Here is a 15,179-nt window from a genome sequence, read left to right on the forward strand (position 1 = left end):
CGCTGATCAGCCCTCGATCGCGGGTTGCGGTTCGTCCTCGAAGTCGGAGCTTTCGAACGCGTCCAGGGCACGGGCGGCCAGCGTCCGGCCGGTCCCAATGACCTCTACCGCGCGATGGAATTCCAGGCTGCGGCATGTGGTGCGCGGCACCTCGATCAGAACGTCGGGCGGGTAGGCGGCCAGGATGTGTCGGGCCAGCGCGGACTGGGCGATGTCGATGGTCCGATTCATCACGTCGAAGCCGCCGAGTCGCGGCAGCTCCGGCACATCGATGACGTCATCCCGTCCGCCCGTCGGATCCGGGTCGTCTTCGAGGTCCGGGATGGTCGCACCGAATCGACCGAGAACCGCTCGGGCCGTAGGCCGATCGAGCAGAGCCTTGGCCGCGCTGGTGTCGAACAGTGCCGTCGTGCTGCGCAGCATCCGGTTCAGCCATTCGGCGGTGACACCGGGTTCCGCGTCGCGGGTGGCACCCGGCTCGCTGCCGTTGAGGCTCACCGCGATGGTGAGGTCGGCGTTGATCGCCGCGATCGGCGCCATCGGCAGCGGGTCGAGGATGCCGCCATCGGCGAGCAGCCGGCCGTCGACCTCGTGCGGGGCAATGACGCCGGGGATCGCGATGCTCGCGCGGATGGCCGCGTCGAGCGGTCCGCGCTGAAACCACACCGACTTGCCGGTCAGCAGGTCGGTGGCCACCGCCGTGTACGGGATGTTCAGCTGCTCGATGGTGACCGGGCCCAGGATGTCGCGCACCGCGTCCAGGATCTTTTCCGCGCGCAGTACTCCGGCCGCGGTCAACGACGGGTCGAGCAACCGCAGGATGGTGCGCTGGGTCAGCGACTTCGCCCAGTCGGCCAGCTCCTCGAGTCGTCCGGCGGCCTCCACGCCGCCCACCACCGCACCCATCGACGAGCCGGCGATCCCGACGATGTCGTAGCCGCGCGCCCGCAGTTCCTGGATCACGCCGATGTGCGCGTAGCCGCGGGCGCCTCCGCTGCCCAGCGCCAGCGCGACACGAGTTCCAGCGGGGCCGCGGGGACGAAGCGGGGTCGGTCCGGACATTGCTTCATTCTCCCTTGGCGGACCGCGGTCCGGGGGTCCCGGCCGACACTTTCATGCACGCCTGATCGGAATTGCCCGACGGGGCCAATTCGGCCTCAGCCGCACTGTTGGTTGGCGGCCGCTTGCGCGGCGACGATCACCGCCGCCTGGCGCGCCGGCGACAGGTCCGCCCACCGCTGGTTCCAGCTGCCGGCAACACCCGATCCGGCGGCCTGAACCATCTTCAGGTAGGGCTCGATCAACGCCTCCCCGGTGCTGCCCTGACCGTCCATCCACTCCTTGGCGGCGTGGCAGGCCTGGAAATACTCTTCCTCGGTCGATTCCGCGGGCGCGTCGACCCGGGTGGTGACGCCGCCGGGGGAGACGCCGATCGCGCCCGCCGGCAGCGAACCGCCGCCGCTGGACGAACGTGCCGACGAAGAAGTGGCACTGCCACCTTTGCCGCCTTCCGAGCACCCAGCCACCACCCACAAACTCAGCGGGACGAGCAGTAGCCAAAACAGCACAGTCACCCGCCGGAAGGATTGCCGCTGCCCGCGCATGGTTCCCAATCTATGCAACACTGCATTCGTGCAGGAGTGGTTCGGATTTTGCGAGTGTTGTCGGCCCTGACGCGCCGCCGTTCGCCCTGTCCGCTTCACACTCCGGAGTTCTCTGTATGGCTGTCTCTTCCCTGGCCACGCCTCGCTACGCACCGACCGTCCCCTCCCCGGGCCCGACCCGGTTGCGCGTGCCCGACTTGCTGCACGCCACCGATCAAGCCGCCGACGACGTGCTCAGCGGCCGCTGCGACCACCTGCTGCCGGACGGCGGCGTGCCGGCCGCCGAACGATGGTTCACCCGCATCCACGGCGACGAAGAACTCGACATCTGGCTGATCAGCTGGGTTCCCGGCCATCCGACCGAACTGCACGACCACGGCGGGTCACTGGGCGCGCTGACCGTGCTGTCCGGATCGCTCAACGAATTCCGCTGGGATGGAAGGAAACTGCGGCGACGGCGACTCGATGCCGGCGATCAGGCCGGGTTCCCGCTGGGCTGGGTGCATGACGTGGTGTGGGCGCCCCGGCCCGTCGACGCGCCCGTGCAGGTGACGACGCCCCAGCTGGAGCCCACCTTGAGCGTGCACGCCTACTCGCCGCCCTTGACCGCCATGTCGTACTACGAGGTGACCGACCGCAACACGTTGCGTCGCCAGCGCACCGAGTTGACCGACCAACCCGAAGGGCCATGATGAGCCGGATCGACCGAGTGCTGGACCAGGCGCGGCGGCGCTACCGCCGCCTGCCCGCCGACCAGGTCCCCGCGGCGCTACGCCGCGGGGCGGTGCTGGTGGACATCCGGCCGCAGGCGCAGCGGGCCCACGAGGGCGAGGTGCCGGCTGCGCTGGTGATCGAACGCAACGTGCTGGAGTGGCGTTGCGACCCCACCAGCGAGGCCCGCCTGCCCGAGGCGGTAGATGACGACGTCGAATGGGTGATCCTCTGTTCGGAGGGCTACACCTCGAGTCTGGCGGCGGCGGCGCTGCTGGATCTGGGCCTGCACCGCGCCACCGACGTGATCGGCGGATACCACGCGCTGGCCGCCGCCGATGTGCTGCGCGAGCTCGAGCCGGTGGGACGCTAGCCTCCGGCGGAGCTGTCGCCCGAGGAGCCTTCCAGCGTCACGTTGGCGTGCAGCAACGGGCGTAGCCGCTCGGTCTTGGCCGGTGTCCAGCCGGGCGGCGACATCACAGCCGCCCAGGCGTCAGCCACGTTGGCGACATAGCGGTGCCCATGGCCGTCCGGCACGTCGACCGCCACGGCCATGTCGGCGGACACCTGCAGGAACGTGACCAGCGGAATCCAGCGCATCTGCGGCAGCACGTCGTAGCCGCGTTTCTCCCGCAACCAGTCCGGCTGGCTGAACAGCAGGTCGGGCGTCCACCACGCGATCGGGTCGGACGCATGCTGCAGGTAGACCACCCGGGGTTTGCCCCACTCCGTTTTCGGGCGGTCCAGATTGTCCGGGTGCGCGACGAACCGGACATTGTGGCCGTCGTCGTAGATCGGTAGCCACTCCGGCGAACCGGCGTCACGGGTCCTGGTCAGCTGGGTCCAGATGGTGTTCTGGAAGGTGGGGCCGCTGAACAGGGCGCCATCGGTGCGGGCCAGCACGTTGTTGAGGCTCATGAACGGCGCCTCGCCGCCGAACGACCCCAGGCTCTCGCCGAACACCACGAGTTTGGGCCGCTTGAACTCCGGCATCTGCCGGATCATCTTGTCGACCGCCTCGAACAACGCCTGACCGGCGTGCCGTGCGTTCTCCTTGTCGACGAGGAAGGACAACCAACTCGGCAGGAATGAGTACTGCATGCTGACGATCGCGGTGTTGCCGTTGTACATGTACTCCAGCGCAGAGGCTTCCGCCTCGTTGATCCATCCGGTGCCGGTGGTGGTGGCCACCGCGACGACGGCGCGCTGCAGGCCGCCGGTCCGCATCAGTTCACGTGCGGCCAGGTCGGCCGCCGCGTCGATGCCGGTCGCGGAATCCAGCCCGGCGTAGGCCCGGATCGGTTCCATGGCCGGGGTCCCGTTGAAGTCGGTCAGCCGTTTCATCGACGGCCCGCCGGCCACGAAGATGCGGCCCTGATGACCCAGCGACTGCCACGACACAATCGACTCCGGACCGCCCGAGCGCAGCTTGGTCTTTGGCGGCGCGATGTCGGGGTCCATCTCGTTGTTGACCGAGGCGAAGGTGTCGTTCATGGACCGCATCGCGAATTTGAGCACCACGCCGTTGAGCAGGCTGACGGTCAGCACCATCAGCCCGATGACCACGATGGCTGCCGAAAGGCGAAATGGCGCGATCCGGTCCACTTGTGCCACAAGAAGATTGATGAGCCAACGGACGAACTTGCCGATCTCGACCAGGGCGAACAGCACGATCATCGACAGCGCGGCGGTGTAGGGGTACTCGTACCACTTCAGGTGCTCGACGCCCATCATGTCGCGGACGTCGTCCTGCCAGACGTGGAACCGGATCGCCATCACCCCGACCCCGATCGCCCCGACCACGATCAGTGGCGGCCACGCCCAGCCGGGCGCCGGGGGAGTGGAGTCGCGGGAGCGCAACCAGCGGATCAGCCAGACGATGAACACTCCCAGCCCGTAGCCGATCGCCCCCGAACAACCGCTGACAACCCCCTGGAACAGCGGGCCGCGAGGCAGCAGCGATGGGGTCAGCGACAGCCAGACGAAAATCAGGCCAAGCAGTGTCCCGGTGTAGGTGTAATTCCGGACCCACCATCGAGCCGGGACCAGCCGGGTCTGGGCCTGCTGTGGTGCGGCCGACTGGTCGTCTGCCGCTTCTTCGCCCGTGGCGATGGTGGTGGAACCGCTCATCGGTGACCGAAATCAGGCGGACGCTTCTCGATAAAGGCCGCCATCCCTTCGGACTGGTCGTCGGTGGCAAAGGTCGAGTGGAAGAGGCGGCGTTCGTACAGCAGCCCTTCGGCCAGCGTCGACTCGAATGCCCGGTTGACGGCCTCCTTTGCCATCTGCGCCGACGGCAGCGACATCTGCGCGATCGTGTTCGCCACGGCTTTGGCCTCGGTCAGCAGATCGTCGGCGGGCACCACCCGTGAAACAAGGCCGCTGCGTTCGGCTTCGGCGGCATCGATGGTGCGCCCGGTCAGGATCAGGTCCATCGCCTTGGCCTTGCCGATGGCCCGGGTCAACCGCTGGGAGCCGCCCATGCCGGGGATCACGCCGAGCTTGATCTCGGGCTGGCCGAACTTCGCGGTGTCGGCGGCGATCAGCAGGTCGCACATCATCGCCAGTTCGCATCCGCCGCCCAGCGCGTATCCGGCGACGGCCGCGATCGTCGGGGTGCGCACGGCGGCCAGCTTGCCCCAGGGCGCGAAGAAGTCGGCGCCGAACGCCTCGGCGAAGGTCAGTTCGGCCATCTCCTTGATGTCCGCGCCGGCGGCGAACGCCTTGGCCGAACCGGTGATGATGATCGCGCCGATATCTGGGTCGGTGTCCAGTTCGGTTGCGGCGCTGGTGACTTCGCTCATCACTTCGCTGTTGAGCGCGTTCAGTGCCTTGGGCCGGTTCAGGGTGATGATGCCGACGCGGTCCTCGCGTTCGACGAGGATGGTTTCGTATGCCATGGGTTACCTCTCCGATGCGTCTCTAGAACGTCAAGTCGTCGTTGACCGGTTCGAAGTAGGAAGCCACGTCCGCCACGGTGACCTCGGACAGATCCGCCGGTGACCACTTCGGATTGCGGTCCTTGTCGACCAGTTGGGCGCGGATGCCTTCCACGAAGTCATGCGAGCGCACTGACGCCGAAGACGTCCGATAATCCTGCACCAGAACATCTTCCAGGGTTTCTAGGTCCGTGGCGCGCCGCACCGCCTCGAAGGTGACGGAAAGGGAGATCGGGGAGCGGGTGGCGATCAGCTTGGCGGCCTCGTTGGCCGGCTCGGCGTGGTGTTCCTTGAGTGCCTCGATGATGTCGATGACACTGTCCTTGGAATAGCATTCGTCGATCCATTCCCGTTGTGCGGCAAGCTCGCTCGGCGGCGGCTCGACGGCATAGCGGGCCAGCGCGCCCTCGACGCCGTCGGTGGCGACCGCCGCGGCGAACGCATCGAGGTCGCTGTGCGGCACGTAGTGGTCGGCGAATCCCAACGCTATGGCGTCGGCGCCGTTGAACGGCGCTCCGGTCAGCGCGGCGTGCAGGCCCAACTTGCCCGGCGCGCGGGAGAGCAAGTACGTCCCTCCCACGTCGGGGACGAAACCGATGCCCACCTCGGGCATCGCGACCTTTGCCGTCTCGGTCACCACCCGGGTGTTCGCGTGCGCGCTGACGCCGACGCCGCCGCCCATCACAATCCCGTCCATCAGTGCCACGTACGGCTTGGCGAACCGGCCGACCAGACCGTTGAGCAGGTACTCGTCGCGCCAGAACCGGCGGGCGTCGACCCCGTCCTTGCGCGCGCTGTGGTAGAGGGCGACGACGTCGCCGCCGGCGCACAGTCCGCGTTCACCGGCTCCGGTGAGCACCACCGAACGGATCGATTCGTCGCGCTCCCAGCGGATCAGTACCGCGCTGAGCAGGTCGATCATCGTCTGGTTCAGCGAGTTGATGGCCTTGGGACGATTCAGGGTGATGTAACCGGTATTGCCTTCGACCCTGGTCAGGACTTCGTCGGACTCCCCTGTTACGGCCCCAGTCACGCCTCGTCTCCCCTCGCCGGAATCCGTCCATGGGTTCGGTGAAAGCTGCCCATGAGTTTGACGTGCAATCTAGATCGTGACTCGCTCGGCGATGCCCGCGGGGCTAAGGTTTATGTTGATCCAGACGAGGTAGGAAGGTGCTGGACCACCAGAAAAACAGCAGCTCCGCTGGGAACTCGGGCGGACCACTGATCGTTGAGCAGTTGTTCGCACAGCTCGAAGCCACAGCATCTAAGAGAGGATCCGACGGTGCGGGAGACAAGTAACCCCGTATTTCGCTCGCTGCCTAAGCAGGCGGGCGGATATGCGCAATTCGGCACAGGAGTGCAGACCGGTTATCCGGCCGACCCCTATGCCCCCTACCAGCAGGGCAGGGTCTCGCGGCCGCTGACCATCGACGACGTCGTCACCAAGACCGGCTTGACGCTGGCCATGCTGTCGGTGACGGCCGTTGTTTCCTACTTCCTGGTTGCCACAAACCTCAGCTTGGCTATGCCGCTCACCCTGGTGGGTGCATTCGGCGGCCTGGCGTTGGTGCTGATCGCGACCTTCGGTGGCAAGCAGGACAACCCGGCGATCGTGTTGAGCTATGCCGCACTCGAGGGCTTGTTCCTGGGTGCCGTCTCATTCGTGCTGGCCAACTTCTCGGTCGGCTCCGCCAACGCGGGCGTGCTGATCGGCGAGGCTGTACTGGGCACGCTTGGTGTCTTCTTCGGGATGTTGGTGGTCTACAAGACCGGTGCCATCCGCGTCACGCCCAAGTTCACCCGGATGCTGGTCGCTGCGATGTTCGGCGTGCTGGTTCTGATGCTCGGCAACTTCGTGCTCGCGATGTTCCACGTCGGCGGCGGCGAGGGCCTGGGCCTGCGCAGCGCCGGTCCGATCGGGATCATCTTCTCGCTGGTGTGCATCGGCATCGCCGCGTTCAGCTTCCTGATCGACTTCGACGCGGCCGACCAGATGATCCGCGCCGGCGCGCCGGAGAAGGCCGCCTGGGGTATCGCGCTGGGACTGACCGTGACGCTGGTCTGGCTGTACTTGGAGATTCTGCGACTGCTCAGCTATCTGCAGAACGATTAGTTCCTTACGGGCAAAGCCGGCACGCATCTTGCGTGCCGGCTTTTTCTTTGGTGTGTGTGTGGGTGGGTGTGGGGTCGCGTGGGCTGCCATCGCCTGCGTTGATTCTGCGCTGACGGCGCGCGCTACTCGACATTCGCCGCCGCCAACGCAGAGTCAACGCCGCTAAAGATCAGTTCAGCCGCTCAATCACCATCGCCATGCCCTGGCCACCGCCGACACACATGGTTTCCAAACCGAACGTCTTGTCGTGCGTCGTCAGGTTGTTCAGCAGCGTGGCGGTGATCCGCGCGCCGGTCATGCCGAACGGGTGGCCCAACGCAATCGCCCCACCGGAGACGTTCAACTTGTCCTCGTCGATCCCCAGTTCACGCGCGGAGCCAAGCACCTGCACCGCGAAGGCCTCGTTGATCTCGAAGAGGTCGATGTCATTGACCGACATGCCGGCGCGGGCCAGCGCCTGCTTGGACGCCTCGATCGGGCCCAGACCCATGATCTCGGGAGACAGTCCACTGACGCCGGTGGAGACAATGCGCGCCAGCGGCTTGAGGCCGAGTTCCTTGGCCCTGGTGTCGCTGGTGATGACAACGGCGGCGGCGCCGTCGTTGAGCGGGCAGGCGTTGCCCGCAGTCACCGTGCCGTTGGGCCGGAACACCGGCTTCAGCTCGCTGATCTTCTCGTACGTCGTCCCGGCCCGCGGTCCGTCATCGGTGGTGACCGTCGTTCCGTCCGGCAGGGTGACCGGGGCGATCTCGCGCTCGAAGAACCCGCTCTTGATCGCCTCTTCAGCCCGGTTCTGGCTGCGAACGCCCCAGTGGTCCTGGTCCTCGCGGCTGATGCCGGTCAGCAGGGCGACGTTCTCCGCGGTCTGACCCATCGCGATGTAGATGTCGGGCAGGTTCCCGTCGGCGCGCGGGTCATGCCATTCCTCGGCGCCCGCCGATGCGGCGGTCGTGCGTTCCTGCGCGGAGTCGTACAACGGGTTCTTGGTGTCCGGCCAGCCGTCGGCGTTGCCCTTGCCGAACCGCGACACCGTCTCCACACCGGCGGAGATGAACGCGTCGCCCTCACCCGCCTTGATCGCGTGGAAGGCCATCCGAGTGGTCTGCAGGGACGATGAGCAGTAGCGGTTGACGGTGGTGCCAGGCAGGAAGTCGTAGCCCAGCGCCACCGCGACGACGCGGGCGATATTGAAGCCCGATTCGCCGCCAGGCTGGCCACATCCCATGATCAGATCATCGATCTGGTGCGGGTTGAGTGCCGGCACTTTATCCAGGGCGGCACGCACCATCTGTGCGGCCAGATCGTCGGGCCGGATGTTGATCAGCGAGCCTTTCATGGCGCGGCCGATCGGCGAGCGGGCAGTTGAAACAATGACGGCTTCCGGCATGACGGCTCCTCCATATGAATGCGGCGAAGCCGAGCCTAGCCCGAGGGTTTAAGTCAACGCAGCGGCGGCCGCCGCGCCCGTCGCCACCGGCCGGCGCCACAGCTTCGCGGCCAACGCGCGACGGCTGCTTGGGGCGCTCGTCACGGGCACAGCGTCGGGCAATTCCGGCAGCGGAGTCCCGATTTTCTCGGGCAGCGCTTCATACAGCGCCCGCAGCAGCTGGTCGGCGGCTTCGGCGTAGCCGGCGGCCGACGGGTGATAGCGGTCGTCGGAGAACATCAAATCAGGCATCTGCCGGAACTTCGGGGCCAGCAGATGCGCCAACGGCACCGGTACTCCACCGGCCGCTCGGACCGCCGCCGCCTGCGCTCGAGCCAGCTGCAGGCCACGGGTGCGCGCCACCGAGCGCAGCGGCTGGGGTATCGCGGTGATCAGCCCGAAATCTGGGCAGGTCCCAACCACCACCACCGCGCCGCGATTACGCAGTTTGCGCACCGAAAGCCCTAGGCGTTGCGCCGACGGCCCGATTCCGTTGAGCGCGGTGATGTCGTTTGCGCCGATCAAGATGACGGCGACGTCCGGTGGCGGGCCCGCCACGAACATGGCGTCGACCTGACCCAAAACGCCCTTGGACGTCGCACCGACGATCGCCTTGGTGCTCAGCCTGATTCGTAGGCCGGTCTGCTCGGCGAGCCGGCGGGCGAGGACCACGCCCGGCACCTCTTCGGCGGTGGCGCAGCCGTATCCGGTGGCCGTCGAGTCGCCGAAAATCATCAAGTGCAGATCGAACGGAGTCCCACTGCGCCACCGTTCCACCGGCCCGCCGCCGCGGCAGTACACGCCGTCGGCGCGCGGCGGCGCCTCCCACTTCTTCGGAATCACGGTGCGCACATGGATCGCCTGACCAACCAGCAGGTTGCGTGCGCCCAGATAGGCCGAGCCTGTCGAGGCGAGAGCACCCGCTGTGGCCAAAGCGATCGTTGAACGCCGCGGCACGTGCATGCCCACGGACACCAGTTTAGGACCGTTGTGCTGATTTCGGGGGTAGCTGAAGAACAAAGCGGTTACGGTGTGAAACAGATGCGGTATCAAAAGCGAATAATCGAATGTTGAGTGGGTAAAGGACTGTCAAGCTAAGTTTTCGAGGACGCTGAACCAACCACTCGGCTTCTTCGTCACATGCTGTATCGGACTACAACGGCGTAGGAAGTGTTGAGCATGACTGCACCAAGTGAGGTATCTGGCGCACCCAGAGTCGCCATTCGCCCGCGCGACGCGTTGAAGGCTCGTAGACTTGAAGCCCGCAGGTTCGCCATCAGTGACGGCGCGCCAGTCGAGGTTCTCGAGTCCGGACCCACTGTCGCCGGACGATTAGCTGCGCTTGCGTCTCGCATGACGATCCGACCGGTCTTGGCGGTAGGCAGCTACGTTCCGAGCCTGCCGTGGCCGTGGGGCCTGATCGACCATGCCGCCCGCGTGCTGCTTCCGGCGACCAACACCGTCAGGGCGGAGGTGTCGCTGCCTAACGCCTGCGCACAGCTGGTTCGGGCGGCCGGCGTGTTGCCGGCGGACGGCACGCGCCGGGTGGTTCTCTACCTGCACGGTGGTGCGTTCCTGACTTGTGGAGCAAACTCGCACGGCCGATTGGTTGAGGCCCTGTCAAAGTTTGCCGACGCGCCGATCCTGGTCGTCAACTATCGCCTCATGCCCAAGCATTCCATCGGCATGGCGCTCGACGACTGCTACGACGGATACCGCTGGCTGCGGCTGTTGGGCTACGACCCGGACCAGATCGTGCTGGCGGGTGACTCCGCCGGCGGGTACCTCGCGCTGTCCCTCGCGCAGCGGTTGCAGCGCGAAGGTGAGGAGCCGGCGGCCTTGGTGGCCATCTCGCCACTGCTGCAGCTGGCAAAGGAACAAAAGCAATCGCATCCGAACATCAAAACGGACGCGATGTTCCCCTCAAAGGCTTTTGATGCCCTCGGCGAATTGGTTGCTAGCTGTGCCGCTAAAAACAAGGTGGACGGTAAGCCGGAGGAAATTTATGAGCCCTTGGATCACATCGAGCCGGGGCTGCCGCGGACGCTGATTCACGTGTCCGGCTCCGAGGTGCTATTGCACGACGCGCAGTTGGCGGCGACCCGGTTGGCCGCGGCCGGTGTACCCGCCGAGGTTCGAGTCTGGCCGGGCCAAGTGCACGACTTCCAGGTTGCCGCGCCGTTGTTGCCCGAGGCGATTCGTTCACTGCGCCAGATCGGTGAGTACATCCGCGAGGCCACCGGCTAGCGAATCGGTGCCCGCAGGGGTCGGCCCAAGTGCACCGCCCGCAAGCGCCTGAGACCATAGGCGCATGCGAATCGCCCAGCACCTCAGTGACCTCATCGGCGGCACGCCGCTGGTTCGCCTGAACTCCGTCGTCCCTGAAGGGGCCGGCACCGTGGCCGCCAAGGTCGAATACCTCAACCCGGGCGGCAGCTCCAAGGACCGGATCGCGGTCAAGATGATCGACGCCGCGGAGGCCAGCGGAGCGCTCAAGCCGGGCGGCACCATCGTCGAACCGACTTCGGGCAATACCGGCGTCGGCCTCGCGCTCATCGCGCAGCGCCGCGGGTACAAATGCGTGTTTGTGTGCCCCGACAAAGTGGGTGAGGACAAGCGAAATGTGTTGCGCGCCTACGGTGCTGAAGTCGTGGTGTGCCCGACGGCGGTCCCGCCCGAGGATCCGGACAGCTACTACAGCGTCTCAGACCGGCTGGTCCGAGAGATCGACGGTGCGTGGAAGCCGGACCAGTACTCCAACCCCGAAGGGCCGGCGAGTCACTACGCGACCACCGGCCCGGAAATCTGGGCGGACACCGGCGGCAAGGTCACTCACTTCGTCGCCGGCATCGGCACCGGCGGCACGATCACCGGCGCCGGCCGCTACCTCAAAGAGGTCTCCGACGGGCGGGTGCGGATCATCGGCGCCGACCCCGAGGGCTCGGTCTACTCCGGCGGCACCGGCCGGCCCTATCTGGTCGAGGGGGTCGGCGAGGACTTCTGGCCGGCGGCGTACGACCCGTCGATACCCGACGAGATCATCGCCGTTTCGGATTCGGATTCCTTCGACATGACCAGGCGCCTGGCCCGTGAGGAGGCGATGCTGGTCGGTGGCTCGTGCGGAATGGCCGTCGTCGCCGCGCTCAAGGTGGCCGAGCAGGCCGGGCCGGACGCGTTGGTCGTCGTGCTGTTGCCCGACGGCGGCCGCGGCTACATGGCCAAGATCTTCAACGACGCATGGATGTCGTCGTACGGGTTCCTGCGCAGCCCGCTGGACGGCTCGACCGCGGAGTCCACCGTCGGTGACGTGTTGCGGCGCAAGTCCGGCGCTTTGCCCGACCTGGTGCACACCCACCCGTCGGAAACCGTGCGTGACGCCATCGGGATCCTGCGCGAGTACGGGGTCTCGCAAATGCCGGTGGTCGGTGCCGAGCCACCGGTGATGGCCGGTGAAGTCGCCGGCAGCGTCTCCGAGCGCGAGCTGTTGTCGGCGGTTTTCGAGGGCCGGGCCAAGCTGGCCGACGCGGTGTCCCAACACATGAGCCCCCCGCTGCGGCTGATCGGGGCGGGCGAATCGGTGAGCGCGGCCGGTAAGGCGCTGCGCGACTCGGACGCGCTGATGGTGGTTGAAGAGGGCAAGCCCGTCGGCGTGATCACCCGATACGACCTGCTGGGCTTCCTGTCGGAGGGAACGCGGCGACGCTGATCGCTGTGACCTGCGTCTCGGTGCTCGGGTACTGTATGCGCCTTAGTTCAGCTAGTCCGTTCTGGAAGGTTGCCCCATGACCGATCAGCCGCCCGGCGGTTCGTATCCGCCCCCGCCTCCGCCGCCAGGCTCGTCCGGTGGATTCCCTCCGCCGGCGGGCGGCTCGAGTCCGCCTCCTCCTCCGCCGCCGGAAGGGGGCTACCCGCCGCCGCCCCCGTCGGCCGGCGGATATGCGCCACCACCGCCGGGACCGGCGATCAAGGAATTGCCCACCGAGTCCTACACGCCGTGGCTGACCCGGGTGCTGGCGTTCCTCATCGATTACGCGCCGGTGGTCGTTGTCTATGGCATTGCATGGGTGATCGCCATGGTGACCCAGCAAGAGTCCTGCACGACCAGCGTCACTCAGTACGACGTGGCTCAGTACTGCTACACCCAGGACTCGATCATCGGGTTCCTGGCCCAGGGACTGGCATCGCTGGCGATCCTGGCCTATGTGGTCTGGAACTACGGCTACAAGCAGGGCACCACCGGGTCGAGCATCGGCAAGACGATCATGAAGTTCAAGGTGGTGAGCGAGGTCAGCGGGGAGCCGTTGGGCTTCGGGATGTCGCTGGTGCGCCAGATCGCGCACTTCGTCGACGCCATCATCTGCTACGTGGGTTTCCTGTTCCCGTTGTGGGACAAGAAGCGTCAGACGCTGGCCGATAAGATCATGACAACGGTCTGCTTGCCGCTCTGAGGCGGGGCGGCGCGCTCGGTGCGAGCGGACCGCATCGTCATCGGACTTGGCCTGATTGTCCGATTTCTCCTCGGTCCGCTCGGTGCGAGCGGACCGCATCGTCATCGGACGGGGCCTGATTGTCCGATTCCTCCTCGGTCCGCTCGGTGCGAGCGGACCGCATCGTCATCGGACTAGGCTGACCGTCGATGACTGAAGACTTCACCCGCACCGGACTGGCCACCAGAGCGATCCACGCGGGCTACCGTCCGGACCCGGCGACCGGCGTCGTCAACACCCCGATCTACGCCAGCAGCACCTTCGCACAGGATGGCGTCGGCGGCCTGCGCGGCGGGTTCGAGTACGCGCGCACCGGCAACCCGACCCGTTCGGCGCTGGAGGCGTCGTTGGCGGCGATGGAGGAGGGCGCTTTCGGGCGCGCCTTCAGTTCCGGCATGGCGGCGACCGACTGCGTGCTGCGCTCCATACTGCGACCGGGCGACCACGTGGTGATTCCGGACGACGCCTATGGCGGCACGTTCCGTCTGATCGACAAGGTCTTCTCCCAGTGGGGGGTGGAGTACACGCCGGTGGCGCTGTCGGATCTGGACGCGGTGCGCGGTGCGATCACACCGCGCACCCGGTTGATCTGGGTGGAGACGCCGACCAACCCGCTGCTGTCCATCGCCGACATCGCCGGCATCGCCCAGCTGGGCGCGGACAGTACCGCAAAAGTGTTGGTGGACAACACCTTTGCCTCGCCAGCACTGCAGCGGCCGCTCACCCTCGGCGCCGACATCGTGCTGCACTCGACGACCAAGTACATCGGCGGGCACTCTGACGTGGTGGGTGGCGCCTTGGTCACCAACGACGAAGAACTGGATCAGGCGTTCGCCTTCCTGCAGAACGGGGCGGGCGCGGTGCCGGGACCGTTCGACGCCTACCTGACCATCCGCGGGTTGAAGACGCTGGTGCTGCGGATGCAGCGGCACAGCGAAAACGCCGCTGCCGTCGCCCAGTTCCTGTCCGAGCAGCCGTCGGTGAGCGCCGTGCTTTATCCCGGTTTAGAAGGACACCCCGGTCACCAGGTGGCCGCCCGGCAGATGAGCGGGTTCGGCGGCATGGTTTCGGTGCGGATGTCCGGCGGGCGGGCGGCGGCCGAGAAGCTGTGTGCCAAGACCGAGATCTTCATCCTGGCCGAGTCCCTGGGCGGGGTGGAGTCGCTGATCGAGCATCCCAGCGCGATGACCCACGCCTCGACCGCCGGCTCGCAGCTGGAGGTGCCCGACGATCTGGTCAGGCTGTCCGTCGGCATCGAGGACGTCGCCGACCTGCTCGCCGACCTCGAGCAGGCACTCGCCTAACCTCCGCGAGCAGACGCAAAAGCCCCCGACACGCCGTGCGTGAGGGGGCTTTTGCGTCTGCTCGCGGGAAACCCGCTCAGGAGTGGTACGGCTCCGCGCTGACCAGGGTGACCTCGACGGTATTGCCGCTGGGCACCTTGTAACTACGGGTCTCGCCGACCTTGGCGTCGATCAGCGCGCCGCCCAGCGGCGAGTTGGGCGAGTAGACCTCGAGCTTGCCGTCGTTCACGCCCTCCTGGCGGGTGGCGATCAGGAAGGTTTCGCTGTCCGACTTGTCGCCGTTGTAGTACACCTTCACCACCGAACCGGGCAGCGCCACGCCGGACTGCTTGGGCGCCTCGCCTACCTTTGCGTTGTTCAGCAGGTCCTGCAGCTGGCGGATGCGGGCCTCCTGCTGACCCTGCTCTTCGCGGGCGGCGTGGTAGCCGCCGTTCTCGCGCAGATCGCCTTCTTCGCGGCGATCATTGATTTCGGCGGCGATCACCGGGCGATTCGCGATCAGCTGGTCGAGTTCGGCCTTGAGTCGGTCATGTGACTCCTGGGTCAACCAGGTCACCTGAGTGTCCGTCATCTCGTGGCGCTCCTTGTGTGTCGT

The 15,179-nt window shown here is 66.7% G+C and carries 15 protein-coding genes; 7 read left to right on the forward strand and 8 right to left on the reverse strand.

Features of this window, described 5'->3' with window-relative positions:
- Nucleotides 1–6: 6 nt before the first annotated feature.
- Nucleotides 7–1,062, reverse strand: a complete 1,056-nt coding sequence (locus tag A5645_RS11150; RefSeq protein ID WP_065129522.1) for a patatin-like phospholipase family protein — start codon at nt 1,060–1,062, stop codon at nt 7–9.
- A 95-nt stretch (nt 1,063–1,157) separates the two neighbouring features.
- The gene (locus tag A5645_RS11155) at nt 1,158–1,604 is read right to left on the reverse strand and encodes a lipoprotein LpqV (RefSeq protein WP_065129523.1); all 447 of its coding nucleotides are present in this window, start codon (nt 1,602–1,604) and stop codon (nt 1,158–1,160) included.
- A 116-nt stretch (nt 1,605–1,720) separates the two neighbouring features.
- Here A5645_RS11155 and A5645_RS11160 point away from each other — a divergent pair, with 116 nt between their 5' ends.
- Together A5645_RS11160 and A5645_RS11165 are read left to right on the forward strand one after the other, a co-directional pair.
- A complete protein-coding gene (locus tag A5645_RS11160; RefSeq protein ID WP_081288286.1) occupies nt 1,721–2,296 on the forward strand; it encodes a cysteine dioxygenase in 576 nt (191 codons plus the stop codon).
- Nucleotides 2,296–2,688, forward strand: a complete 393-nt coding sequence (locus tag A5645_RS11165; RefSeq protein WP_065129525.1) for a rhodanese-like domain-containing protein — start codon at nt 2,296–2,298, stop codon at nt 2,686–2,688. The genes A5645_RS11160 and A5645_RS11165 overlap by 1 nt, the downstream gene beginning before the upstream one ends.
- Here A5645_RS11165 and A5645_RS11170 read toward each other — a convergent pair.
- From A5645_RS11170 to A5645_RS11180, 3 genes are read right to left on the reverse strand one after another with little or no spacing between them, the layout of a single operon-like run.
- Entirely contained in the window at nt 2,685–4,445 is a 1,761-nt protein-coding gene (locus tag A5645_RS11170) for an alpha/beta hydrolase (RefSeq protein WP_065129526.1), read from the reverse strand. The two genes, A5645_RS11165 and A5645_RS11170, sit on opposite strands and share 4 nt — an antisense overlap.
- The gene (locus A5645_RS11175) at nt 4,442–5,215 is read right to left on the reverse strand and encodes an enoyl-CoA hydratase (protein WP_065129527.1); all 774 of its coding nucleotides are present in this window, start codon (nt 5,213–5,215) and stop codon (nt 4,442–4,444) included. Before A5645_RS11175 ends, A5645_RS11170 begins: the two co-directional genes overlap by 4 nt.
- Nucleotides 5,216–5,237: 22 nt before the next feature.
- Nucleotides 5,238–6,287 (reverse strand): enoyl-CoA hydratase/isomerase family protein, encoded by a 1,050-nt coding sequence (locus A5645_RS11180; protein WP_065129528.1) that lies wholly within the window; start codon nt 6,285–6,287, stop codon nt 5,238–5,240.
- Nucleotides 6,288–6,536: 249 nt separating this feature from the next.
- Here A5645_RS11180 and A5645_RS11185 point away from each other — a divergent pair, with 249 nt between their 5' ends.
- A complete protein-coding gene (locus A5645_RS11185) occupies nt 6,537–7,367 on the forward strand; it encodes a Bax inhibitor-1/YccA family protein (protein ID WP_065034861.1) in 831 nt (276 codons plus the stop codon).
- 169 nt (nt 7,368–7,536) lie between these two features.
- Here the strand turns inward: A5645_RS11185 and A5645_RS11190 are convergent, their stop codons facing one another.
- Together A5645_RS11190 and A5645_RS11195 are read right to left on the reverse strand one after the other, a co-directional pair.
- On the reverse strand, nt 7,537–8,754 hold the full coding sequence (locus tag A5645_RS11190; RefSeq protein WP_065034862.1) for an acetyl-CoA C-acetyltransferase: 1,218 nt from the start codon (nt 8,752–8,754) through the stop codon (nt 7,537–7,539).
- Nucleotides 8,755–8,802: 48 nt separating this feature from the next.
- The gene (locus A5645_RS11195) at nt 8,803–9,750 is read right to left on the reverse strand and encodes an SGNH/GDSL hydrolase family protein (protein WP_155767962.1); all 948 of its coding nucleotides are present in this window, start codon (nt 9,748–9,750) and stop codon (nt 8,803–8,805) included.
- Between the two features lie 222 nt (nt 9,751–9,972).
- On the opposite strand from A5645_RS11195, the gene A5645_RS11200 reads away from it, so the two are divergent.
- From A5645_RS11200 to A5645_RS11215, 4 genes are all read left to right on the forward strand, one after another.
- A complete protein-coding gene (locus A5645_RS11200; RefSeq protein ID WP_065129547.1) occupies nt 9,973–11,040 on the forward strand; it encodes an alpha/beta hydrolase in 1,068 nt (355 codons plus the stop codon).
- Nucleotides 11,041–11,104: 64 nt separating this feature from the next.
- The gene (locus tag A5645_RS11205; protein WP_065034863.1) at nt 11,105–12,499 is read left to right on the forward strand and encodes a cystathionine beta-synthase; all 1,395 of its coding nucleotides are present in this window, start codon (nt 11,105–11,107) and stop codon (nt 12,497–12,499) included.
- Between the two features lie 76 nt (nt 12,500–12,575).
- Nucleotides 12,576–13,241, forward strand: coding sequence for an RDD family protein (locus A5645_RS11210; RefSeq protein WP_065034864.1), 666 nt, complete (start codon nt 12,576–12,578; stop codon nt 13,239–13,241).
- Nucleotides 13,242–13,429: 188 nt separating this feature from the next.
- Nucleotides 13,430–14,584, forward strand: coding sequence for a cystathionine gamma-synthase (locus A5645_RS11215; RefSeq protein ID WP_065034865.1), 1,155 nt, complete (start codon nt 13,430–13,432; stop codon nt 14,582–14,584).
- A gap of 76 nt (nt 14,585–14,660) precedes the next feature.
- Here the strand turns inward: A5645_RS11215 and greA are convergent, their stop codons facing one another.
- On the reverse strand, nt 14,661–15,155 hold the full coding sequence (gene greA / locus A5645_RS11220) for a transcription elongation factor GreA (protein ID WP_036364008.1): 495 nt from the start codon (nt 15,153–15,155) through the stop codon (nt 14,661–14,663).
- Nucleotides 15,156–15,179: the final 24 nt, after the last annotated feature.

Origin of the sequence: Mycobacterium asiaticum, assembly GCF_001673635.1 — a bacterium.
Taxonomy (GTDB): domain Bacteria; phylum Actinomycetota; class Actinomycetes; order Mycobacteriales; family Mycobacteriaceae; genus Mycobacterium; species Mycobacterium asiaticum_C.

Coding starts and splice junctions, on each gene's coding strand:
- A5645_RS11150 (WP_065129522.1), bottom strand. CDS start 1,062: ATGTCCGGACCGACCCCGCTTCGTCCCCGCGGCCCCGCTGGAACTCGT.
- A5645_RS11155 (WP_065129523.1), bottom strand. CDS start 1,604: ATGCGCGGGCAGCGGCAATCCTTCCGGCGGGTGACTGTGCTGTTTTGG.
- A5645_RS11160 (WP_081288286.1), top strand. CDS start 1,721: ATGGCTGTCTCTTCCCTGGCCACGCCTCGCTACGCACCGACCGTCCCC.
- A5645_RS11165 (WP_065129525.1), top strand. CDS start 2,296: ATGAGCCGGATCGACCGAGTGCTGGACCAGGCGCGGCGGCGCTACCGC.
- A5645_RS11170 (WP_065129526.1), bottom strand. CDS start 4,445: ATGAGCGGTTCCACCACCATCGCCACGGGCGAAGAAGCGGCAGACGAC.
- A5645_RS11175 (WP_065129527.1), bottom strand. CDS start 5,215: ATGGCATACGAAACCATCCTCGTCGAACGCGAGGACCGCGTCGGCATC.
- A5645_RS11190 (WP_065034862.1), bottom strand. CDS start 8,754: ATGCCGGAAGCCGTCATTGTTTCAACTGCCCGCTCGCCGATCGGCCGC.
- A5645_RS11200 (WP_065129547.1), top strand. CDS start 9,973: ATGACTGCACCAAGTGAGGTATCTGGCGCACCCAGAGTCGCCATTCGC.
- A5645_RS11205 (WP_065034863.1), top strand. CDS start 11,105: ATGCGAATCGCCCAGCACCTCAGTGACCTCATCGGCGGCACGCCGCTG.
- A5645_RS11210 (WP_065034864.1), top strand. CDS start 12,576: ATGACCGATCAGCCGCCCGGCGGTTCGTATCCGCCCCCGCCTCCGCCG.
- A5645_RS11215 (WP_065034865.1), top strand. CDS start 13,430: ATGACTGAAGACTTCACCCGCACCGGACTGGCCACCAGAGCGATCCAC.
- greA (WP_036364008.1), bottom strand. CDS start 15,155: ATGACGGACACTCAGGTGACCTGGTTGACCCAGGAGTCACATGACCGA.